23 protein-coding genes are annotated in these 22481 nt (G+C 56.3%); 10 read left to right on the top strand and 13 right to left on the bottom strand.

Annotated features, from left to right (window positions below; genetic code table 11):
* Positions 1-6: 6 nt before the first annotated feature.
* Together GGR91_RS03560 and GGR91_RS03555 are read right to left on the bottom strand one after the other, a co-directional pair.
* Entirely contained in the window at positions 7-1107 is a 1101-nt protein-coding gene (locus GGR91_RS03560) for an MBL fold metallo-hydrolase (protein WP_183940113.1), read from the bottom strand.
* A gap of 49 nt (positions 1108-1156) precedes the next feature.
* Positions 1157-1858 carry a DUF1013 domain-containing protein gene (locus tag GGR91_RS03555; protein WP_183940111.1) on the bottom strand — a complete coding sequence of 234 codons (702 nt, stop codon included), beginning with the start codon at positions 1856-1858 and terminating at the stop codon, positions 1157-1159.
* A 159-nt stretch (positions 1859-2017) separates the two neighbouring features.
* On the opposite strand from GGR91_RS03555, the gene GGR91_RS03550 reads away from it, so the two are divergent.
* Complete coding sequence (locus tag GGR91_RS03550; protein WP_183940109.1) at positions 2018-2983, top strand: alpha/beta fold hydrolase; 966 nt, start codon at positions 2018-2020, stop codon at positions 2981-2983.
* Positions 2984-2992: 9 nt separating this feature from the next.
* Here the strand turns inward: GGR91_RS03550 and GGR91_RS03545 are convergent, their stop codons facing one another.
* Positions 2993-3991, bottom strand: coding sequence for an NAD(P)H-quinone oxidoreductase (locus GGR91_RS03545; RefSeq protein WP_183940107.1), 999 nt, complete (start codon positions 3989-3991; stop codon positions 2993-2995).
* A gap of 84 nt (positions 3992-4075) precedes the next feature.
* On the opposite strand from GGR91_RS03545, the gene GGR91_RS03540 reads away from it, so the two are divergent.
* Positions 4076-4273, top strand: a complete 198-nt coding sequence (locus tag GGR91_RS03540; RefSeq protein WP_183940105.1) for a DUF1192 domain-containing protein — start codon at positions 4076-4078, stop codon at positions 4271-4273.
* Between the two features lie 142 nt (positions 4274-4415).
* Positions 4416-6758: an ATP-dependent Clp protease ATP-binding subunit ClpA gene (gene clpA, locus GGR91_RS03535; protein ID WP_183940103.1), complete on the top strand. Its 2343-nt coding sequence runs from the start codon at positions 4416-4418 to the stop codon at positions 6756-6758.
* Positions 6759-6763: 5 nt separating this feature from the next.
* On the opposite strand, the gene recF is transcribed toward clpA, so the two are convergent.
* Positions 6764-7822: a DNA replication/repair protein RecF gene (gene recF, locus GGR91_RS03530; protein WP_183940101.1), complete on the bottom strand. Its 1059-nt coding sequence runs from the start codon at positions 7820-7822 to the stop codon at positions 6764-6766.
* 380 nt (positions 7823-8202) lie between these two features.
* Here recF and GGR91_RS03525 point away from each other — a divergent pair, with 380 nt between their 5' ends.
* Both GGR91_RS03525 and GGR91_RS03520 read left to right on the top strand, forming a co-directional pair.
* Positions 8203-8379, top strand: a complete 177-nt coding sequence (locus GGR91_RS03525) for a PspC domain-containing protein (RefSeq protein WP_183940099.1) — start codon at positions 8203-8205, stop codon at positions 8377-8379.
* 53 nt (positions 8380-8432) lie between these two features.
* Entirely contained in the window at positions 8433-8765 is a 333-nt protein-coding gene (locus GGR91_RS03520) for a PilZ domain-containing protein (protein WP_183940097.1), read from the top strand.
* A 40-nt stretch (positions 8766-8805) separates the two neighbouring features.
* Here GGR91_RS03520 and GGR91_RS03515 read toward each other — a convergent pair whose 3' ends face one another.
* Positions 8806-9945, bottom strand: a complete 1140-nt coding sequence (locus GGR91_RS03515) for a beta-ketoacyl-ACP synthase III (protein ID WP_183940095.1) — start codon at positions 9943-9945, stop codon at positions 8806-8808.
* 121 nt (positions 9946-10066) lie between these two features.
* Here GGR91_RS03515 and GGR91_RS03510 point away from each other — a divergent pair, with 121 nt between their 5' ends.
* Positions 10067-10672 (top strand): lysophospholipid acyltransferase family protein, encoded by a 606-nt coding sequence (locus GGR91_RS03510; RefSeq protein WP_183940093.1) that lies wholly within the window; start codon positions 10067-10069, stop codon positions 10670-10672.
* Entirely contained in the window at positions 10669-11478 is an 810-nt protein-coding gene (locus tag GGR91_RS03505; RefSeq protein ID WP_183940091.1) for a DUF1295 domain-containing protein, read from the top strand. Before GGR91_RS03510 ends, GGR91_RS03505 begins: the two co-directional genes overlap by 4 nt.
* A 45-nt stretch (positions 11479-11523) precedes the next feature.
* Here GGR91_RS03505 and rimO read toward each other — a convergent pair whose 3' ends face one another.
* Complete coding sequence (gene rimO / locus GGR91_RS03500; RefSeq protein WP_183940089.1) at positions 11524-12888, bottom strand: 30S ribosomal protein S12 methylthiotransferase RimO; 1365 nt, start codon at positions 12886-12888, stop codon at positions 11524-11526.
* A gap of 83 nt (positions 12889-12971) precedes the next feature.
* Between rimO and GGR91_RS03495 the strand changes: the two genes are divergently transcribed.
* Positions 12972-13478, top strand: coding sequence for a type 2 periplasmic-binding domain-containing protein (locus tag GGR91_RS03495; protein ID WP_183940087.1), 507 nt, complete (start codon positions 12972-12974; stop codon positions 13476-13478).
* A 53-nt stretch (positions 13479-13531) separates the two neighbouring features.
* Here GGR91_RS03495 and surE read toward each other — a convergent pair whose 3' ends face one another.
* Together surE and serS are read right to left on the bottom strand one after the other, a co-directional pair.
* Positions 13532-14299 carry a 5'/3'-nucleotidase SurE gene (surE, locus tag GGR91_RS03490; RefSeq protein ID WP_183940085.1) on the bottom strand — a complete coding sequence of 256 codons (768 nt, stop codon included), beginning with the start codon at positions 14297-14299 and terminating at the stop codon, positions 13532-13534.
* A complete protein-coding gene (gene serS / locus GGR91_RS03485) occupies positions 14299-15579 on the bottom strand; it encodes a serine--tRNA ligase (protein WP_183940082.1) in 1281 nt (426 codons plus the stop codon). Before serS ends, surE begins: the two co-directional genes overlap by 1 nt.
* 291 nt (positions 15580-15870) lie before the next feature.
* Between serS and dksA the strand changes: the two genes are divergently transcribed.
* Positions 15871-16335, top strand: coding sequence for an RNA polymerase-binding protein DksA (dksA, locus tag GGR91_RS03480; protein ID WP_183940080.1), 465 nt, complete (start codon positions 15871-15873; stop codon positions 16333-16335).
* Between the two features lie 138 nt (positions 16336-16473).
* Positions 16474-16863, top strand: a complete 390-nt coding sequence (locus GGR91_RS03475) for a PilZ domain-containing protein (protein WP_183940078.1) — start codon at positions 16474-16476, stop codon at positions 16861-16863.
* A gap of 1 nt (position 16864) precedes the next feature.
* Here the strand turns inward: GGR91_RS03475 and pgl are convergent, their stop codons facing one another.
* The 5 genes from pgl to zwf are packed head-to-tail and all read right to left on the bottom strand — an operon-like array spanning position 16865 to position 22445.
* Entirely contained in the window at positions 16865-17572 is a 708-nt protein-coding gene (gene pgl / locus GGR91_RS03470; RefSeq protein ID WP_183940076.1) for a 6-phosphogluconolactonase, read from the bottom strand.
* Positions 17573-17588: 16 nt separating this feature from the next.
* Positions 17589-18203, bottom strand: coding sequence for a bifunctional 4-hydroxy-2-oxoglutarate aldolase/2-dehydro-3-deoxy-phosphogluconate aldolase (gene eda / locus GGR91_RS03465; RefSeq protein WP_183940074.1), 615 nt, complete (start codon positions 18201-18203; stop codon positions 17589-17591).
* 3 nt (positions 18204-18206) lie between these two features.
* On the bottom strand, positions 18207-19187 hold the full coding sequence (glk, locus tag GGR91_RS03460) for a glucokinase (protein ID WP_183940072.1): 981 nt from the start codon (positions 19185-19187) through the stop codon (positions 18207-18209).
* Entirely contained in the window at positions 19184-21007 is a 1824-nt protein-coding gene (gene edd, locus GGR91_RS03455; RefSeq protein ID WP_183940070.1) for a phosphogluconate dehydratase, read from the bottom strand. The genes glk and edd overlap by 4 nt, the downstream gene beginning before the upstream one ends.
* A complete protein-coding gene (gene zwf, locus GGR91_RS03450; RefSeq protein ID WP_183940068.1) occupies positions 21000-22445 on the bottom strand; it encodes a glucose-6-phosphate dehydrogenase in 1446 nt (481 codons plus the stop codon). The genes edd and zwf overlap by 8 nt, the downstream gene beginning before the upstream one ends.
* Positions 22446-22481 lie beyond the last annotated feature (36 nt).

The raw sequence follows: 22481 nt of genomic DNA, 5'->3' as shown, positions 1-22481 counted from the left end.
CGCCCTTTATGCCGCGTGATACCATCCAACACCATCGCGGATTTCACATTTTATCCGACCGGCAAAGTGCAGGTAGCGCAAATGCGCCTGCGCCTCGCCGGTCGCCAAACCGTAAACCGTCTCATCAATTTCCCGGTCGAACAGCAATGCAAATGTATCGACCGCCCGCATTTCTGTGTGTCGTAGGGCAGCTTCCAACTTGTCGAGCCGTTCATGGTGGCCAGACGCCAGTCTGTCCAACCGGACATGCACCCCGGTAAACGGTTCCCCATGCGCTGGCAGGACGAGCATATCCGCAGGCAACGCAGCCCGAAATTTTGTTATGGAGTCGAGCCATTCACCCAACGGGTCAGCATTGGGCTCACTGTCCATGACAGAGACATTTGAGGTTATACGCGGCAAAATCTGGTCACCCGCAATGATCATGCCATTGTCGAAATCAACAAGGCAGGCATGTTCAGGTGTGTGTCCTCCGCCGGTCATCACGGTCCAATCCCGCTGACCAACGCGGATGACTTGTCCGTCGTCCATGCGCACATGCCCGGTCGGCAGCCGCGATACTGCACGCGCGAATCCGCCCCAACCACGCTTACGCACGGCGTCGATGCGTTCTTCGTTAAAACCCGCAAAACGCCGGTTGTTCAGTATATCTTCCGGCGGCTGATCCGCCTGATCTGCAACGAGCATCCGTGCCATCAACCATTCGGTCCGGTTCATCCAGACAGGGACTTTGAACTTGTTTGAAAGCCATCCCGCGCAACCAACATGGTCGGGGTGGAAATGGGTTACAAAAATCCGCTTGAGCTCGCGGTCGGCCAAATTGCCCGCGAACATCGCTTTCCACTGTTCAATGGTCGGCGGCATGAACAGGCCGGTATCGACGAGCGCATAGCCAGCATCGCCCTCGTCCAACAGCCACAGGTTGATATGGGCCAAATTGCCGGGCACCGGCATACGCGTCCAGCCAATGTCCGGCGCGATGGGGTAGATTTCGCCATAAGCCGGCGCATGATCCCCCAAGGGGTATGTTAGCCCCTTAAACTCTTTTGCTTCAAATCCATGGTCGGCAAGCGACGCGTCGTAATCAGGGGTTGCTTTGGTAGCCATAGCCCACCCGTGCCTTAATCAAGCGATTAAGGCAATGACGACGTCGTCCTTATTCGCCAGCTTTTTTGAACAAGGTATCCGCGGTCAGCTCGACCTTTTCAGTGGGTTCTACTTCACCGTTGAGAGCAGCTTCCGCGCGGCGCGCCGCTTCGGTACGTTCTGCGCGCAATTCTTGGATCAGCGCGTCACGATCCGTGCCAAGGCGGGCATCATTTGCCGCCGTGTTATCAATGCCTGCCTTTTTGGCGGCACGATTAACGATGGCATCAAGCTCGCGTTGCGAAGTCAGACCAAGCGTTACGGGATCCTTTGGCTGGATTTCAGCAATGTTCCAATGGCTGCGATCGCGAATGGCGGCGATGGTGTTGCGCGTCGTTCCGATCAACTTGCAGATGGCGCCATCGGAAATTTCCGGATGGTTACGCAACAGCCAAGCGATGCCGTCTGGCTTATCCTGACGCTTTGAAACTGGCGTATAGCGCGGCCCCTTTGTGCGGCGCACCTGATCCGGACCCTTGGACATTTGAAGGACATAGTCTTCATCTGCCTGACCCTTTTCGATTTCTTCCATCGACAATTCGCCAGCGTGCACTGGGTCGCGACCGGTGTATTTCGAGCCAGTCATGTCATCGGCCATAGCCTGAACTTCAAGAATGTGGATGCCGCAGAACTCGGCAATTTGCGAGAAGCTCAAACCAGTATTGTCGACCAACCAAGCGGCAGTCGCATGTGGCATCAAAGGGGTGGCCATGTCTTTTGCTCCAATAATAAGGGCCGCCCCTTACGGAGCGGCCTGAAAATCTTGAAAAGTGCATTAGGCGAACTTTACCGCATCGGCAAGCGACAATGCGCGTGGGGGCTTGCGCATTGCCCGCCTGGCATGCAATCCAGCCACTGATTGGGGGAAGAAATGAAACGTCTTATCAAATGGCTCGTTGTTGCGCTCGTGATCGCGGTCGCCGCCGTCTTTATCTGGGGATATGCGCCAGATACCGATGCGGCAGCGATGGAAACCAAATATAGCAGCAGCGCATCACGCTTTGCAGAACTGGAACCCGGCCTGCGCGTTCATTATCGCGATGAAGGCAATCGAGACGGCCGTGTTCTTGTCCTCATTCACGGATCGAACGCCTCGCTGCATACGTGGGAGCCGTGGGTCCAGATATTAAGCAAGGAATATCGTATCATTTCGATGGACCTTCCCGGCCATGGCCTTACCGGGCAAAATCCATCCGGCACCTATGACAGCGCGACTTATGTCGGGGTCGTCGACAGATTGCTGACGCGGCTGAATGTCAAAAAGGCCATAATCGGCGGCAACTCAATGGGCGGCGGCGTCACCTGGATGTACACCCTCACGCACCCCGAAAAGGTCGAGGCGATGTTGCTGGTTGATGCCAGCGGCCAGCCTACTGCCAAATCGGGTAATTTACCAATTGGTTTCCGTTTGATGCGGATGCCGGTCATCAAAGAGGCTGCGCGCTTTATTGCCCCACGCAGCATTTTTGAAGCCAGCGTCAAAACCTCCATGAGCGTTCAATCGAAAATCGACGCACAACTGGTCGACCGCTATTGGGAGCTTAACCGCTATCCCGGTAACCGCGAAGCAACCATGAAGCGCTTTGCAAACCTGCGAAACATGCACGCCGGCAACACAGAGAAGCTGGCGGCGATCAAGGTGCCCGCGATGATCATGTGGGGAGAAGAGGATAACCTCATCCCCGTAAGTGCTGCGCGGTGGTTCGCGGACGCATTGCCGCAAGCCAAGCTGATTATTTATCCGGGCGTGGGCCATATCCCGATGGAAGAAATTCCGGAGAAGAGCGCTGCCGATGTAAAAGCATGGCTGGATGGCTTACCGCCACCAGCCGCTTAGAGTCAGGACCTAAACTTCGAGCAGAATTTTGCCAACATGCGTGCCGGATTCCATATAGGCGTGCGCGCCGGCGGCATCGGCCAACGGAAATATCCGGTCCATCTCGGGCCGCAACGCGCCGTCGCACACCATTGGCCAAACCGTTGTTGATATTTCCTGCGCCAGCAATGCCTTAAACTCTTTTGTGCGCGGTCGTAGCGTGGATCCGGTCAGCATCAACCGGCGGGACATGATATAGGCCATATTGAGCTCAGCGATCATCCCGCCCTGAACCGCAATGGTCACATGACGGCCATCTTCGCGCAGGCACTGAAGATTGCGCGCAACATAAGGACCTGCGACCATGTCCAGAACGAGATGCACGCCCGCGCCGTTGGTAATCGTTTGTACTTCAGCGACAAAATCTGTGCTGTTGTAATTTATGGCATGATCCGCGCCAATCGCCTTTGCTGCGGCGCATTTGTCGTCCGAACCGCAGGTCACAATGACATTGAGATCAAATAATTTGCCCAATTTGATCGCCATGGTTCCAATGCCGCTCGTGCCGCCATGGATGAGGATCGTTTCGCCGGACGCCGCGTAGCCACGTTCAAACACATTGTGCCACACGGTGAACAGCGTTTCAGGCAATGCCGCAGCTTGCGCCATGTCCATTCCCGCTGGAACGGGCAAGCAAACGTCGGCGCGGGCGATGCAATATTCGGCATATCCGCCGCCCGATACCAACGCACATTGGCGCGTGCCCAATAATTCGCGGGACACGCCCGCGCCCACCGCAACGACCACGCCCGATACTTCCAATCCGGGCAGATCGCTCGCGCCGGGCGGCGGCGGATATAGACCTTTGCGTTGAATGACATCGGGTCTGTTTACGCCGGCAAAGGCGACCTTCAAAAGCAGCTCACCGTCGCCAGGGCTTGGCACTGGCCGCTCCGCCGCGATCAGTACTTCAGGGCCACCCGACGTCGAAATCTCGATAGCCGTCATCAATTCAGGCAGTTTTTCCATGTCTATTGCATCCCCATGTCAATTGAGATGCCTTTTAGGGAAGCATCATATTGACAGCAACCGCTCATGGGTAAAATATGAACCATGGAAATCGACGACAATCTACCGTTACGCCGGGACGACCCGCTCAATACTCTTGTTAAGCAAGATATTGATTCCCTTTCTGTTGCAGAACTTGAATTCCGTATCGCGGCTTTAAAGGCGGAAATTGTGCGCTGTGAGGGTAAGATAGCCTTTGCCAGCAAGCATCGCAGTGTTGCCGACGCTTTGTTCAAAAAATAAACGGCAGATGGCGTAAATCCGGCCCATAGGATTAAGAAACTGGGGATGAAAACCGTTATCTCGCTCATGTTGCTTGAAAGCAAAGAAGGCCGCGCCAATATAGAGTTCAAGCGACAGCGACTCATTTAAGGGAGACGATAACATGCCATCATTTGCGGAGTCGCTGGAAGCAACGCTTCACAACGCTTTGAAACACGCTGGCGACCGTGCGCATGAATATGCGACGCTTGAACATTTGCTGCTCGCGCTCATCGATGATGCAGATGCGGCAAAGGTTATGCAGGCATGCGGAGTCGACCTGGGCGAGCTGTCCGACATCATCATCACCTATCTCGACACCGAACTCGAAAGCTTGCGGGTCGAAGGCAAGGTAGATCCCTCCCCCACCAGCGGTTTCCAACGCGTGGTTCAGCGCGCGATATTGCACGTCCAAAGCTCCGGTAAAGATGTCGTGACGGGCGCCAATGTTCTCGTGGCCCTGTTCTCCGAACGCGAAAGCTACGCCGTCTATTTCCTGCAGCAGCAGGATATGAGCCGCCTCGACGCCGTTTCATATATCAGCCATGGCATTGGCAAGGACGGCAAACTTGCCGAGCCGCGCCCGGTCACGGGTTCTGAGCAAAAGGGCGAGGAACCTGAGGATACAAAGGCAAAGAAGGACAAGAAAGAGGGCGCGCTTGACCAGTTCACCGTCAATCTGAACGAAAAAGCTAAGCAGGGCCGCATTGATCCGCTCATCGGCCGCGCGGCTGAGGTTGATCGCACGGTGCAGATTTTGTGCCGCCGGTCGAAGAACAACCCATTATATGTCGGTGAACCCGGCGTCGGCAAAACGGCCATCGCCGAAGGTCTGGCGCGCCGTATCGTTGAAAAGCAGGTTCCAGAAGTATTGTTGCCCGCGGTGATTTATTCACTCGATATGGGCGCGCTTTTGGCCGGTACTCGCTACCGTGGTGATTTCGAAGAGCGGTTAAAGGCTGTGGTGTCGGAACTCGAAAAGCTGCCCGACGCGATATTGTTTATTGACGAAATCCATACGGTCATCGGCGCGGGCGCAACCAGCGGCGGCGCGATGGATGCGTCCAATTTACTGAAGCCTGCTTTATCCGGCGGCACCATTCGCTGCATCGGTTCGACGACGTACAAGGAATTCCGCAACCATTTCGAAAAAGACCGCGCGTTGCTGCGCCGGTTCCAAAAGATCGACGTCAACGAACCAAGCATTGAGGATACCATCAAAATCCTCGCCGGCCTGCGGTCTGCATTCGAAGAGCATCATAAGGTGAAGTACACGCCAGAGGCCATTAAGGCAGCGGTAGAACTGTCATCGCGCTATATCAATGACCGCAAGCAGCCCGATAAGGCCATCGACGTCATTGACGAGGTTGGCGCGATGCAAATGCTGGTTGCGCCGTCAAAGCGCCGGAAGCTCATCACTGCGCGCGAGATTGAGGCTGTTATCGCCACCATCGCCCGCATTCCGCCAAAGCAGGTGTCCAGCGACGACAAGACCGCCCTCGGCACGCTTGAAGCCGACCTGAAGCGCGTTGTGTTTGGACAGGACAAGGCCATTGAGGTGCTGGCCAGCGCCATCAAGCTCAGCCGTGCTGGCTTGCGTGACACTGAAAAGCCCATCGGCAGCTATTTGTTCAGCGGCCCCACGGGCGTCGGCAAGACCGAAGTCGCGCGTCAGCTCGCCTCCATCCTTGGCATTCCGCTTAAGCGTTTCGACATGTCCGAATATATGGAGCGCCACAGCGTCAGCCGCCTGATCGGTGCGCCTCCTGGCTATGTCGGTTTTGACCAAGGCGGTTTGCTGACCGATGCCGTCGACCAAAGCCCGCACAGCGTGTTGTTGCTCGACGAAATCGAAAAAGCGCATCCTGACCTGTTCAACATCCTGCTTCAGGTCATGGATAACGGCCGTCTAACCGACCATCATGGCAAGACCGTTGATTTCCGGAACGTCATTTTGATTATGACAACCAATGCGGGTGCCAGCGACATGGCAAAAGAAGGCATTGGTTTCGGCAACAACATCAGCAAGGAAGATGCTGGCGACGAAGCGGTCAAAAAGATGTTTGCGCCGGAATTCCGCAACCGTCTGGATGCAACCGTGCCATTTGGTTATCTGCCAACCGACGTTGTAGCGCGCGTTGTCGACAAGTTCATTCTGCAGCTTGAACTGCAACTCGCCGACCAAAATGTGCACATCAAACTGGATGACGAAGCGCGCGCATGGCTCACCGAACGTGGCTATGACAAGCTATATGGCGCACGGCCCATGGGACGGCTGATCCAAGAGAAGATCAAACAGCCGCTTGCTGAAGAGCTTCTGTTTGGAAAACTCGTGCATGGCGGCGAAGTGGCTGTGCACATGAAGGACGGCGCACCAAGTTTTGAAGTAACGCCCGCTGCACCGAAGGCTACAAAGCCTAAGGCACCCAAGAAAAAGGTCGTGAAAAAGGCAAGCAAGGCTGATTGATGCGTCTAATTCTGCCCGACTGGCAGCAGTTGGGCAGAAGGCCCTATACCGTTAAATAATTCGGGCTCGGTTCCGGTCATCCAGACCTGCGCGCCGGTTTCCGCAAGTAACGCAAACAATGCAGCGCGTCTTGACGGATCGAGATGCGCTGCAACTTCATCCAGAAGCAGGATTGGCGGTGCCTGACGCTGCGCGGACACCAGTGCGGCGTGCGCGAGGATGAGCGATAGCAGCAGCGCTTTTTGTTCGCCGGTCGAACACTGCTCCGCCATTTGGCCAGAATCCTTATGTATGACGTCAAGGTCGGCGCGATGTGGACCACATAATGTGCGCCCGGCGGCGGCATCACGGTTGCGGCCCTTGCGCCAGATCATGGCCAGATCGCCCTCTGCTGGACCAGCCTTATCGACAAGGCTGATCAGCGGAACCGCGAACGGCCCCGAAGGCGCGCTTTGCAATTGATCGCGCAGGGCATCAACCAAGCCGGTACGCGCAGCCTGAATGGCGTGGGCGCTGTCGGCCATCTGTTGTTCAAGAGCATCCAACCAAAGCGGGTCGGCGGGCACCGTCCCTGACAACAGCTTGTTGCGTTGCTGCATTGCCTTTTCATAGCGGCTGCTGTGACGGGCATGCTGAGGACTGAGTGCCAGCACGAGGCGGTCCAGAAACCGGCGACGCGCGGCTGAGCCATCTGCAAACAGGCGGTCCATCGCCGGCGTAAGCCAAATAACCGAAAGCCATTCAGCAAGGCTGTTAATGGACGCATTGCTTTCGTTCACGCGGACTTTGCGGCGCTCGGGCTGCTGCGCGCTCACTCCCGTTCCGATCACATTCCCCGACACTTCAGCAACGATGGCAAATCCACCACCACCGCCAGCGCGGACCATATCCGACATGGCAGCGCGGCGAAGGCCGCGCCCCGGAACCAACAGCGAAACGGCCTCCAGAATGTTCGTCTTGCCGGCACCATTTGACCCATGAAGCGCAATGAACTGCGCATTGGGACGGATCTCAAGCGCGGCATGGTTGCGAAAATCATTCAAGGACAGGCGGGACAGGACCATATAAACTGCCTGCTATAGTGGCATGTTCCGGTCAAGCTGCTTGTCGGAAAATCGCCAAACCAAATATTGGTATTTTTTCCCAATATATGAAATTGTTTTACGCCCGTCCGATACCGAGAATACACCTAACTATATGATTTTATAAAATATATCCAATTTGGCACGGCCTGTGCAAACTATCCCGCATGGCCGGAATAGTCCGGTAGAATTTACAGGAACGTCACATGACACATTATGCACGCACCCAAATCGTTTCAGCCTTTGCCGCTGTACTTTGCGCGGTCATCACCATCGGTATCAGCATTGCACCAGCCGTAGCGCCTGCTGCAGCTATCGTGGCCTAAACATATTAATGCAGTTCAAAACAAGGGAGTGAAGAAATGACACGTTTAACATTGGACAAAACCAATAAGAAAATTCTCGGCGTATGTGCCGGATTGGCCAACTGGTCTGGCATAGACGCGATGATCATTCGCCTGATTTTTGCGGTCGCCACCGTGGTTGGCTTTGGCTCACCCGTCCTGATCTACATCCTGCTGGCGATGATACTCGACTAAATCTGATTATTTCGCTACCGTCTGTTGGAGGATCAAGGGATCAGGAGCCACCGATGGCCGGGGACGTTTTTGACAGCCGTGGACATGAACACCGCGCATTTACGCGTAGCGGGGTCTCCATCACGGCAAGCGTCCGCGAACAAGGCGGGGGTCGGCAACAGGTTGAAATTGTCGACCTGTCGCAAGCCGGGTTTCGCATGCGAACGGCATCTTTCATAGCACCTGACCGGATAATATTCCTGACATTGCCAGGATATAACCCGCTCGAAGCGCGCATCGCATGGCACGAAATTGAATATTATGGCTGTGAATTTGTCCAACGGCTGCATGCGGCCGTGTACGACGACATTGTCCGCAGATATCCGTTATTCAAAGTCCGCAATTAAGCGGCAGTTCGTTGCCGCCTAATTGCGAGCGTTACCGGACCTAGCCAACCTTGCGCACAAAAACCGACCCGGCCGAATAGCCCGCCCCAAAGGAGCAGATGAGACCAAGGTCACCTGCTTTCAGATCCTGATTATGCTTGTGGAAGGCGATTATGGAACCGGCGCTTGAGGTGTTGGCATATGTGTCGAGAACCGTTGGGCTCTCGTCCTCAACGGCTTCATGCCCGAGCACCTTTTGCGCGATAAGCCGGTTCATTCCGGTATTGGCCTGATGCAGCCACAAGCGACGCAAATCTGACCCCGACAGGCCAAGGCTTTCTGCGTGCTCAAGGATCATTTGCCCAACCATAGGCACGACTTCCTTGAAAACCTTACGGCCTTCTTGGACGAACAATTTGTCATTGCGCGGTCCGCTCTGGTCGACAGGGCCATTGCCATGCGCACGGTTCAGAAATCCGAAGTTGTTGCGGATGTTGTTTGAAAACTGGGTTTTCAAACGGGTCCCCAAAATTTCCCAATGCTGCGCGGGCGCCAAGTCCTTTGCTTCGACCAAAATGGCGGTTGCCACGTCACCAAAGATAAAGTGGCTATCACGATCGCGCCAGTTCAGATGGCCGGACGTAATTTCGGGATTTACGACCAAAACTGAACGTGCGTTGCCGCTGCGGATATAGTCGGCAGCCGTCTGGATACCAAAGGTGGCCGACGAGCACGCCACATTCATATCAAAGGCGAAGCCGCGCTGCATACCCAATTCATGCTGAATTTCGACCGCCATAGCAGGATAGGCACGCTGCATATTGGACGCGGCGCACAAAACTGCATCGACGTCGGCAATGTCTCGCCCAGCCTTAGCCAATGCGTCCCGGCACGCAGCAACACCGATTTCCGCCATAAGCGAAATCTCGTCATTCGGACGCTCTGCGTACCGTGGTTCCATAATGTCCGGATCTAATATCGCGGTTTTGTCCATAACATGGCGCGACTTTATACCGCTCGCCTTTTCGACAAATTCAACCGAGCTGTGCGTCAATGGCTCTGCATCGGGATGCGCTGCGTTATACCGATCGGCATAAGCGTTAAAGCTGGCAACAAGCTCCGCATTGCTGATGGTATCGGTTGGCGTGAATAAGCCAGTAGCTGAAATGACCGGTATGGCGCCGTGCGCTGAATGCGACATGTTTTTTCCCGCTTGTTTTTGTGATTGCGTCCGCGTGCCTAGCGCTTGCGTATTTATGAAACAAGACGTTTGAAAAGGTTTGTAACGCAGTTATGGAAGCAACGGGGGAGGAAGACAAAATATGTCTTTGAAGGAACGTCAGCCTAGCTGGCTGTCCCGGCTGGTCAGGCGGGTATTGGTCGGAATATACAAACGCGGCGGATGGCATGCCCATGGCGTCGTGCCCGAATCGCGTAAATTCGTGTTGATTGCGGCGCCACACACCAGCAACTGGGATTTTGTGTATTTTCTGGGGTTAACAGATGACCTTGGAATTATGCCGCATTTCATGGGAAAATCTTCTCTCTTCCGTTGGCCATTTACCAACTTCATGCTCGACATGGGCGGCGTGCCAGTGGACCGCTCGTCGAACAAAAATTATGTTCAGCAGATGATTGACGAATTCAAACGGCGAAAAGAATTCATGCTCACCATCGCGCCTGAGGGCACACGGGGCAACGTCAAAGCGTGGAAAACGGGTTTTTACCATATCGCCATGGGTGCCGGCGTGCCGCTGGTCGTTGGCATGATGGATTATCAGTCGAAAACCGGTGGTTTAGGGCCGGAAATTTGGCCCACGGGCGATTATAAGGCTGACATGAAAAAGGTCGCCGAAATCTATTCTACTGTCGTGCCGAAATACCCTGCGAAAGGGATGACCGGCATTTTTGCAAAGGATGAAACATGACAGCTATCGGTCAAACACTTGCAATCAACGCGACTGCCCTTCTTGCAGTCATACTCCTGCTCTGGGCGTATTCGGTCAAGATCCGCGATGTTTCGTTCATTGATGCGTTTTGGGCGTTCGGAATGGTGCTGCTTGCGTGGGCAAGCTGGACGCAATCCGATGCACCGGGCGCGCTTTCGCATGTGCTGCTTGGCCTGACAACATTGTGGGGGCTTCGGCTTTCGCTGCATTTGTGGACACGCTGGCGCGCGCATGGCGAAGATCCGCGTTATGAAAAAATCATGCGCAGTGTGATGGAGAAAAAGGGCTGGAGCTGGAGCAAAACGTCGCTGCTGTCAGTTTTTCTGACCCAAGCCCCATTGCTGTTCATCACCTGCCTACCCGCCCAGCTCGGCATTGCGTACAGTGATGGCACGAATACAGCATTAGGTCCGCTTGCATTTGCCGGCGCGATTATTGCGATCATCGGCATATTGTTTGAAACCATTGGTGATGCGCAGCTAAACGCCTTCCGGGCCGACCCTGCCAACAAAGGCAAGGTGCTCGACACGGGCCTATGGCGCTATACCCGCCACCCCAATTACTTTGGCGATGCCTGCACATGGTGGGGCATCTGGCTCGTCGCGTGTGAGACTGGCCTGCCAGGTTGGATCAGCATCATTGGCCCGATATTCCTGACCTTCACGCTCACGCGCTGGTCGGGCAAGCCAATGCTAGAATATGGCATGAAGAAAACGCGGCCCGGCTATGCGGAATATGTCGCGCGCACCTCAGGCTTCTTCCCGCTGCCGCCAAAGTCGCGCTAAGCCGTTAAAGGCGGACGCCCGTTACGCCCATTTAGGTGCCCTAAATCAGGCAACAACGCCAAACAGGTCGTGCTCGTCCGCATCCTCGATGTCGACCTGCACAATGTCCCCCGCTTTTAAGCTAGGTGCAACGTCACGCAAATAGACGTGGCCATCGATCTCCGGCGCATCGGCTTGCGACCGTCCGGTGGCGCCAACGCTGCCATCTTCATCGGCATCGCCGATTTCGTCGATAATGACGGGGATATTGCGTCCAACCTTTGCGGCAAGCTTGGCCGCGCTAATCGCCGCCGTCTTTTCCATGATACGCTGGAACCGCTCTTCCTTCACCTCTTCAGGAACAGGGTTTGGCAGATCGTTCGCTTGCGCACCTTCCACCGGTTCAAAACGGAAAGCGCCGACGCGGTCCAACTGCGCTTCGTCCAACCAATCAAGCAGATATTGAAAATCCGCATCGGTTTCGCCCGGAAATCCGACCACAAAGCTTGACCGGATAGCGATATCGGGCGCGATGCTGCGCCAATTACGAATGCGCTCCAGCACCTTCGCTTCATTGGCGGGGCGCTTCATTGCCTTTAGGACATTCGGCGCGGCATGTTGAAACGGAATGTCGAGATATGGCGTCAGATAGCCTTCCGCCATCAAGGGAATAACGTCATCAACATGGGGGTAAGGATAGACATAATGCAGCCGCACCCACGGCGCGATGCCTTCGCTAGTCCGCAAGCTGCCCAATTCGCGGGCGAGGTCAGTCATATGTGCGCGCACCTGACGCCCCTGCCACGCGCGTGGCTCGTGCCGCGTATCAACGCCATAGGCGGAGGTATCTTGCGAAATAACCAAAAGCTCTTTGGTGCCCGCAGCGACCAGTTTCTCCGCCTCACGCAACACGGCGTCAATCCGTCGGCTTGCAAGCTTTCCGCGCAACGACGGAATGATGCAGAAGGCGCAGCTGTGGTTGCACCCTTCGGAAATCTTTAAATAGCTGTAATGGCGCGGGGTCAGCTTCAAGCCGCCTTCGGGCACCAGATCCACGAATGCACCGCGTGTCGGCGGCGCCGCTTCATGAACCGCCGAAACGACGGCTTCATATTGATGCGCGCCGGTAATCGCGAGCACATCAGGGAAGCGCGCGCGGATCACGTCGGCTTCATTACCCATGCAGCCTGTGACAATCACGCGGCCATTTTCTGCGATGGCCTCTCCAATAGCCTCAAGGCTCTCTTCCTTTGCGGAGTCCAGAAAGCCACAGGTATTGACCAGCACAACGTCGGCACCCGCATAATCGGGCGACAAGCCATAGCCATCGGCACGCAGCTTTGTGAGAATCCGTTCGCTATCGACCAGCGCCTTGGGACAGCCAAGTGATACCATGCCGACCTTCGGCGCTGCTTTGATTTGAGTTGCCATGATGGCGGGCCGCATAGCGGGTTTCGGCAGGCTTGTCACGGGCAGTATAGATTTGCGGTGCGCATCAGGATAACAATCCAACAATGATCATAAAAATCACCAAAGGCACGGATCGCGATTTTCTCGCTATTGTTAGGAACGACGGCTCGACGGAGACCGCAACCTTCCCGAAAAAAGGCGTCACGCCGCATGATGCGATCCATTATTTCGTCGAAACCGAGTTGAACTTGCCAATGGCATTTTGGGGAATGGTGGCAAAAGGACATAGCCCCGAAGATATTCAGGAAATTGCAAAACAGGCGGGTCACGCCAGCGCGTCACGGGCGCAGACGCCCGACGAACATATTGTGCAGTTGCTTCAGGCAGAACGCTTGGTGGAATGTTTCGAATCCGATGCCTGGGGTGCCCCGGCAGATGCCGAAACCTTTATTGCTATTGCGGCAACCGCCTGCGAGGCTTCATTTGTAGCAATGCCTGCGCTGACGCCCCAATCCATTGAGGCCGTACGCACGCGGATTGCCGCGTTTCAATCCATCTGGTTGGTTGCGAAGGCTGGGCATGTCGCCGAATTTCAGTGGGATGAACGATGATCCCGAACGCAAATTAACGGGTAATTTGGGTCGCTGCAGCGAATGGTTTTCCCTTATCCGCTGTAAGCGCTCCGCAGATTGGCGAGGGACTCGCTATGGGTTAAGTCAAGTTGCAGCGGGGTCACGGCGATATAGCCATCCTCAATCACCTCAAGGTCGGTATCATGGCCGGGCGTGTGCACCATTCCATGAAGCCCGAACCAATAATAGTCGTAGCCGCGCGGATCCGTGCCCTTGACGATTGAACCGCGGCTATAGTCATGGAACCCCTGCCGCGCGACTTTGATGCCTTTAACATCCTGCGGCAAAAGCGGCGGGAAGTTGATGTTGGTTAACGTGCGCGGCGTATGCGGCGTGTCCAATAACGGACGCAGCACGCGCTCGCCCCATGCTTCGGCGGCTGAAAAAGGTACGGCATCCGCCATGCCTTCTTTGCTATATACTTGGCTCAACGCAATGGATCGGATCCCCGCCAACGCGCCTTCCATCGCCGCAGCGACCGTGCCCGAATAAGTGATATCATCGCCAAGATTGGCACCACGGTTGACGCCGGACAAAATCAGGTCGGGTTTGGCGTCTTTCATGATGACACCAATGCCGAGCATCACAGAATCCGTCGGCGTTCCTGCAACCGAGTAATGTTTTTCGCCATGTTGGCGGATGCGGACAGGCTTGGTCAGCGTAAGCGAATGGCCTGCGCCGGAATTTTCCTCCGCCGGTGCGACAATCCAGATGTCATCGCTCAGGGTACGGGCGATCGCTTCCAACACCTTAAGACCCGGCGCATTCACACCATCATCATTGGTCAATAAAATGCGCATCAGGCTGTAATCTCTAGCTTTGTCAAGCCGCCCATATATGGCAGCAGCGCGGCTGGAACGGTCACGCTGCCGTCCGCTTGCTGATGATTTTCAAGGACGGCAACCAGCGTACGGCCAACGGCCAAGCCAGAACCATTCAACGTGTGTACGAACACATTGCCTTTGCTTTCCGCAGGGCGGTAACGCGTGTTCATACGGCGCGCCTGCCAGTCACCGCAGTTCGAACAGCTCGAAATTTCACGGTATAGCCCCTGCCCCGGCAACCAGACCTCAAGGTCATATGTCTTGCGCGCACTGGCACCCATGTCACCCGTGCACAGCAGCATCTTGCGATACGGCAACTCAAGTGCTTGCAAGATACCCTCGGCACTTTCGACCATACGTTCATGTTCGGCAGCGCTGTCTTCGGGGCGAACGATGGAAACCAGCTCCACCTTTTCAAACTGGTGTTGGCGGATCAGGCCTTTCGTATCGCGTCCCGCCGCGCCTGCTTCGGAACGGAAACACGGCGTTAACGCGGTCATACGGATCGGCAACGCGCTCTCGTCCAGAATCTGTTCGCGCACGCTATTGGTCAACGACACTTCGGCGGTTGGAATCAGCCAACGGCCATCTGTCGTCTGGAAATTGTCTTCGGCAAACTTTGGAAGCTGTCCGGTACCAAACAGCGATTCCTGACGCACCAGATAGGGCGTGGCGCATTCTGTGTACCCGCGCTGTCCGGTCTGGTAATCCAACATGAACTGACCAAGCGCGCGATTAAGCCGCGCCATTTGTCCGCGCATGAAGGTAAAGCGTGCGCCTGAAATCGCAACGCCCGTTTCAAAGTCGAGGCCAAGCACTGGCCCCAAATCGGCATGATCGCGCGGTTCAAATTCAAAACTACGCGGGGTTCCCCACCGCGCGACTTCAACATTTTCTGTCTCGTCTGCGCCGTCGGGTGTGTCGTCGGCAGGCAAATTGGGTAATCCGGCGAGCAGCGTATCCAATTCTTCGCCTGCAGCGCGTTCCTGCTCTTCCAATGCTGGCAAGGTGTCCTTCAACGCGGCAACTTCGGCTTTCAGCGCCTCTGCGGTCGCGGTATCGCCCTTGCCCATGGCAGCGCCGATTGCTTTGGACGCTTCGTTGCGGCGTGCTTGCGCATTTTGCATTTCGGTCAACAAGGCGCGGCGATTTTCATCCAGCGCCAGAACCGATTCAGCAACGGGTGCAGCGCCCCTGCGGACAAGTGCTGCGTCAAAGGCTTGCGGATTTTCGCGGATATATTTTAGGTCATGCATGGTGGCTGGCTATGCCGTTCGCGCATCGGTTTCGCAATGAAAAAGGGCAGGCACATAATTTCGCGAAAGCCATGCGTACGGACATAATACGGACCTTTTTCATTCTTGGCGCTGTTTGGAGCAATCGAATGTGTGAAGGCGCGCCGTTTCCACAGCTTTTATGGATAGTATGACTTTCTGTAACATTTGCTGCTTGTGCGGGTTTTGGCGTGAGTCTATAGCGCCGACGAGAGTGGATTTGGACGCGGCAACCTTGGTTTTGCGGGGCCCGCCAGAGGTGGAGAATCTAACATGGGCGCAAGCGCCGAGCCTCAAAAGAATACCGGAGAATTGAACAATTCCGGTTACGATATTGACCCTTCATATATCCCCAGCGACGACGAGCCTTTCATGAACGATCGTCAGCTGAAATATTTTGAGAAGCAGCTGATTGACTGGAAAAACAGTATCTTGGCGGAATCGCAAGGCACGCTGAATCAGCTTCAGGATGGCCCTATGCGCGAACCTGATCTGAACGACCGCGCATCGAGTGAAACGGATTGGGGTATCGAATTACGAACCCGCGACCGTCAACGCAAACTGATCTCCAAAATCGAATCTGCGCTTCGCCGCATTACCGAAGGCGAATATGGTTATTGTCAGGTAACAGGCGAGCCGATTTCACTTGCCCGACTGCGCGCCCGCCCAATCGCGACAATGACGCTTGAGGCGCAGGAACGACACGAACGGCAGGAACGCGTTTCGCGCGACGATTAACGCCGCGATGTTCAATGATCATGGTTGATGCAACCATGTGAAGTCCATCAGGTTGATCCGCAAATTAACCTTTTGGCTACACTTAGCTGGCATTGTCCGAGCCTGAATTATTCCCAATTCTGTGCTTGGTGCTGCATTATGAATGACTCATTCGGCGAAATTAACATGTCGGCTGCAAAGCGGAGCATGGATCGCGACAGCCTGTTTCTGAAGGCCGTTCTGCGCTTTCCCAACACAAAAGGTGAGCACGAAGTACGCATTCGCAACCTGTCAGCAGGCGGGCTGATGGCTGAAATCCCAACAAATGCACCGCGCGGTGAACCGGTGGAGATAAACCTGCGCAGCATCGGTTGGGTCAGCGGTCACATTGCATGGGTGACCGAGGGCCGTGCGGGCATTGCGTTTGATCACCACATCAATCCGAAAGATGCGCGCAAGCCTGTTAGCACTGGCGCGCTCGACCTGCCCCTATATCTTCAAAAGCTGAATACGACGCCGCCCGCACATGGCAAGCTACGCCGCGTTTAAATCAATCATCCAAGCAATATATGTCGACAGGGACGGCAATTTTGTCGAGCACGCGGCCAACCGGGTAAGCTGACTTACCTCCCTGCTCAATCGCGGCCTCAAGCACGGCACGCTTCTCGGCACCATTGATAACCAATATCGCCGTACGCGCGGTACCGATTGCAGATGCGGTCAAGGTAACCCGGTTGACCGGAGCTTCGGGCGGGAGCGGGTCTGGTGCAACACCGACGGCGCGCACATCCTTGCCGCCTTCGAGCGCAGTTTCGAGATCAGGTCCCGGGAATATCGACGCAGTATGCCCATCAGCGCCCATACCCAGCCAGACGAGATCGGGTGGCCAATGCAAGTCCGCAAGACGGGCATTTGCTGCCCCTCCGGCCAATTTATAGTCCGCAGCATCGCTGGTGATCGGCAACACGCGCGCGCCTTTCGGAATGAATATCTTTGCAATCATCGCAACATTCGAAAGCGCATTGTCGACTGGAACCAACCGGTCATCGGTCGGAATGATCGTCACACTTTTCCAGCGGATATTGGCTTGCGCCAGCTTTTCCAAAATAGGCTTTGGTGTCGAACCGCCCGGAAACGCAACCAACGCTTGGCCACGGGCATCAAGTGCACTTTCGATGATGAAGCTGACGTCGCCGACAACAGCGTCGATCAAATCTTCTGCTGCGTCAAAGTCCCACCATTCAATTTCTTCGGCCATGTGCCTTGCGTCTCCGTTAGTTGCGTAATGCCGATGCTGCCCGCGCTGCAGATTCTATCGCGGCAACATCAGGAACGCCTTTACCAACAAGCCAGCTTCCACCAACACATAAAATTTCGGGAACCGCGAGCCAGTCTGCCGCCGTTTCCTGTTTGATACCGCCGGTCGGGCAGAATTTGCACTGACCAAAGGGGCCGATAAGCGATTTCAGCGCAGGAAGACCGCCATTTGCTTCCGCCGGAAAGAATTTGAAATGCGTCAGGCCCAGATCAAGTCCGCGCATGATATCGCCCGCGCTCGCGACGCCGGGCAGGAACGGAATATTCTTGGCGATGGCGGCTTTGCCCAAATTGTCGGTCAGGCCGGGCGAAACGATAAACTCCGCCCCAGCCGCGATTGCGCTGTCCAGGCCTGCCACATCAACAACGGTGCCTGCACCAACAATTGCGCCCGGCACTTTCTTCATTTCGGCAATGGCGTCCAATGCCGCGGCTGTGCGCAACGTGACCTCTAACACTGGCAAACCACCCGCAACCAATGCCTCCGCTATCGCGCGTGCATACGCCGCATCTTCAATCACCAGAACGGGGATAACGGGCGCAGTACGCATGATTTTTTCAACGGGCGACATCGGCTATTCTTTCTCAATATATTGCTGGGCATAGGCCGCCGCTGCCCCAAAAAGGCCGGGCTGCGGATGGGTAATGAGTTTCACAGGGATGGAGGCCATTAACCCTTCAAAGCGGCCTTTGGCGCGGAAACGTTCGGCAAAGCCCGAACGGACAAGACTGTCCTTGATACGTAGCCCTAGGCCGCCTGCGATGACGACCCCTGCAAAGCCGCCCTGAGCTAGCGTGATGTCACCGGCAACGCTGCCCAGCGACAGGCAAAAACGGTCAACAGCCGCCGCGGCAAGGCTATCCTCACCGGACATACCCATTTGCCAGAGCGTCTTGTCATCATATTGCTGAACCGCGCGGCCTTCGATAGCGGCCAGCGTTTCGTAAAGATCAACCAAGCCCGGCCCCGACACGACGCGTTCAATCGACACCCTGCGGTAGCGTTTACGCAAGCGCGCCAACACGGCATCTTCAATGGCATCGAGCGGTGCAAAATCGATATGCCCGCCTTCGGTCGCTTGCACATGATAGGCACCGCCGCTGCGCGCGACGTGTGCGACGCCAAGACCGGTTCCCGGGCCAATGATGCTCAGCGTGCCTTCGGGCGCAAACGCCTGATCAGGTCCCGTCAAATGGTGGAAATGTTCTGGCCCCGCTTGCGCAACCGCATGGCCCACGGCCCCGAAATCATTGACGATAACGAACCTGTCGACATTCAGCTTTTCACACACCATCGACCGGCGAATGATCCACGGATTGTTGGTGAGCTTAATCACGTCAACATCAACGGGCCCTGCAATAGCAATGGCGGTTGCGCGCGGAAGCGGCGCTCCGTTCATCCGTTGAAATTCCTGCCACGCGGTTTGGAAACTGGCATGCTCTGCTGTTTTCAGCGTTACCGCCTCGCCAAGGTTGATGACCTTGCCCGCATCCACTTCAGCAAGCGTAAAGCGCGCGTGGGTTCCGCCGATATCGACGGCGACAATCGCGGTCATAGCCCTGCCGCCGCGAGCATGGCTGACCCGCCCTTTTCCGCTTCATCGGCCGTAGCGCGCATCAGTGCAAACAGCTCGCGTCCGGTGCCGACATGCGCCACGGGCGTCGGGGCGGGTGCGCGACCGGTCCATTCGCTGTCATCGACCAGCACGGACAAAGTGCCGCTGGTGGCGCACAGGCGCACGACGTCGCCATCCTGAAGCTTCGCAATTGCCCCGCCACGTGCAGCTTCCGGACTTAAATGGATCGCGGCTGGCACTTTGCCGGATGCACCGGACATGCGCCCGTCGGTCACGAGCGCGACGTTAAAGCCCTTATCCTGCAACACACCCAATGGCGGCGTCAGCTTGTGCAGTTCAGGCATGCCGTTGGCGGCAGGCCCCTGAAAACGGATGACGACAATGACATCGCGATCAAGCTCGCCCGCCTTAAAGGCTGCAAGTACATCATTTTGTTCGTGAAATACGCGCACCGGTGCTTCGATGGTCCAGCGGGCTGGATCAACCGCACTGGTCTTGAACGTCGCACGGCCCAAATTACCTGTCACCAAACGCATGCCACCATCGGGGCTGAACGGCGCGGACGGCGGGCGCAGCATCGTGTCATCGGCGGTCACCGCAGGTGCGTCGCGCCACACAAGCTTGTCGTCTTCCAACATGGGCTCACGCCCATAATCGGCCAAATCCTGTCCCGCGACCGTCATGATATCGCGGTGGAGAAGCCCTGCGTCTATCAGTTCGCGGATGACATAGCCTATTCCGCCTGCGGCGTGGAAATGGTTCACATCCCCAGAGCCGTTCGGATACACGCGGGCGATCAACGGCACCACTGCGGACAGCTGATCCAAATCTTCCCAATCGATGACGATACCGGCGGCGCGTGCGATGGCCGGAATGTGCAGCGCATGGTTCGTCGATCCGCCTGTTGCCAGCAAGCCGACACAAGCGTTGACGATTGCTTTTTCGTCGACGCACAGCCCTAAGGGCCGGTAATCATCGCCGTCCCAGCCAATTTCGCTCAACCGATGGACCGCAGCGCGTGTCAATTCGGTACGTAGCTTGTTCCCCGGATTGATGAATGCGGCGCCTGGGATATGCAGCCCCATGACCTCCATCATCATCTGGTTGGAATTGGCGGTGCCGTAAAAAGTACATGTGCCAGCGCTGTGATAGGACGCGGCTTCCGCCTCCAGCAATTCGGCGCGGCCTACTTTGCCCTCTGCATATAGCTGACGGACACGCTGTTTTTCTTTGTTGGCAAGGCCCGACGGCATTGGGCCTGCGGGCACGAGGACGGTCGGCAAATGGCCAAAGCGCAACGCGCCGATCAGCAGGCCCGGGACAATCTTGTCACAAATGCCCAACATCGCGACGCTTTCAAACATCCCGTGGCTCAGGCCAACCGCGGTTGCCATGGCAATGACATCGCGGCTGAACAACGACAGCTCCATCGAATCCTGCCCCTGCGTCACCCCATCGCACATCGCGGGCACCGCGCCTGCGACCTGCGCCGTCGCGCCGACCTCGCGCGCGAATATTTTCATCTGCTCGGGGTAGCGGCCATATGGCTGATGCGCCGACAGCATGTCGTTATAGGCACTGACAATGCCGATGTTCATCGCTTTGCCGCCACGAATGGCAGGCTTATCCTCACCGCTCGCGGCAAAGCCATGCGCCAGATTGCCGCAGCTTAACGTGGGCCGGTTTACGCCTGCATCGCGCTGCTTGGCGATCAGATCGAGATAGGCCTGACGCCCGGGCTTGGACCGTTCGATGATGCGCGCGGTGACGGCTTCAACGGTTGCGTGCATTTTACTCATGCCAGCTCACTCCATCTCGTTCGGTGAGGGCAATCGCGGCACTGGGGCCCCAGCTACCGGCACCATAGCCCTTTGGCTTCAACGCTGTCGCGTCCCACAGCGCCCGTATGGCATCGATCCACTTCCACTGGGCCTCGACCTCGTCACGGCGGACAAATAGCGTCTGGTCGCCTTCTATGAGGTCGAGAAGCAGGCGTTCATATGCAATCCGCCGCCGCGATCCGGCAAAGGCGGCGGTGAGTGACAGATCAAGCGGCACTTCACGCAAGGTGACCCCGCCGCGATCCAGCCCGGGTTCTTTGGCCATCACCAACAGCCGCACATATTCCTCCGGCTGTAACCGGATAACCAGCGTATTTGCCTCCAGCCGACCACCACGGTCCTTGAACACATTGTGCGGGACGGGTTTGAACTGGATGACGATTTCACTGCGGCGTTCGGGCAAACGTTTCCCGGTGCGCAGGAAAAACGGCACGCCCTGCCACCGCCAATTGTCGACATAGGCTTTGATCGCGACAAAGGTTTCGGTGTCGGATGGTTTGCCGAGGTCGCTGTCATAGCCTTTGACCGCTTCGCCGTTGACCGCACCGTCATTATATTGCCCGGTCACGACGTCACCTTCCACCACCGGACGCAGCGCGCGCAGGACCTTTACCTTTTCATCTCGGATGGCCGTCGCATCCAGACTTGCCGGTGGCTCCATGGCTGTCAGCGCCAGCAATTGCAGCATATGGTTTTGCACCATGTCGCGCAGCGCGCCGGTATCGTCATAAAATCCGGCCCGCCCCTCCAGCCCGACGGTCTCGCTCACCGTAATCTGCACATGCTCAATGGCATTGGCATTCCACAGCGGCTCAAACAACATATTGGCAAAACGAAGCGCCATCAGGTTCTGGACCGTTTCCTTGCCCAGATAATGGTCGATGCGGAACGTCCGCGTTTCCGGGAAAACCGCGTTCACGGCGTCATTGATATGCTGCGATGACGCCAAATCATTGCCCAATGGCTTTTCCAAACCAATGCGTACATTTTCACCAGACAGGCCAGCATTGTGGAGGCCCTTGATTGTTGGCTCAAACAAAGATGGCGCGGTGGACAGGAAAATCGACAATCCGCCTGATATGTCGCCAATCTTGTCCGCCAATGCGGCAAAGCCTTGCGGATCGGACGCATCCAGCGCGACGTAGGACAGCCTTTGCAGAAATGCGTCAATCAGGCCCTCTGCCTTGCGGTCATCGGGCAGAAATTCACACAATGCCGCGCGTGCCATGTCGCGAAAGGCATCATCGGTAAGCGCGCTGCGTGCGGTGCCGAAAATACGCAGGTCAGGATTAATCAGGCCATCGGCATGCAGCGCATATAAGGACGGCAGCAGCATGCGCCGTGAAAGGTCACCCGTGGCCCCAAACAACAGCAAGGTGGAACTGTGCATGCTCATTCTGTTCGTCTCCATGCAAGGCACCGGTCGGTCGCC

This window comes from Sphingorhabdus rigui (genome assembly GCF_014196595.1).
Classification (GTDB): Bacteria; Pseudomonadota; Alphaproteobacteria; order Sphingomonadales; family Sphingomonadaceae; genus Sphingorhabdus_B; species Sphingorhabdus_B rigui.
This window is presented reverse-complemented; position numbering and strand designations above follow the sequence as displayed.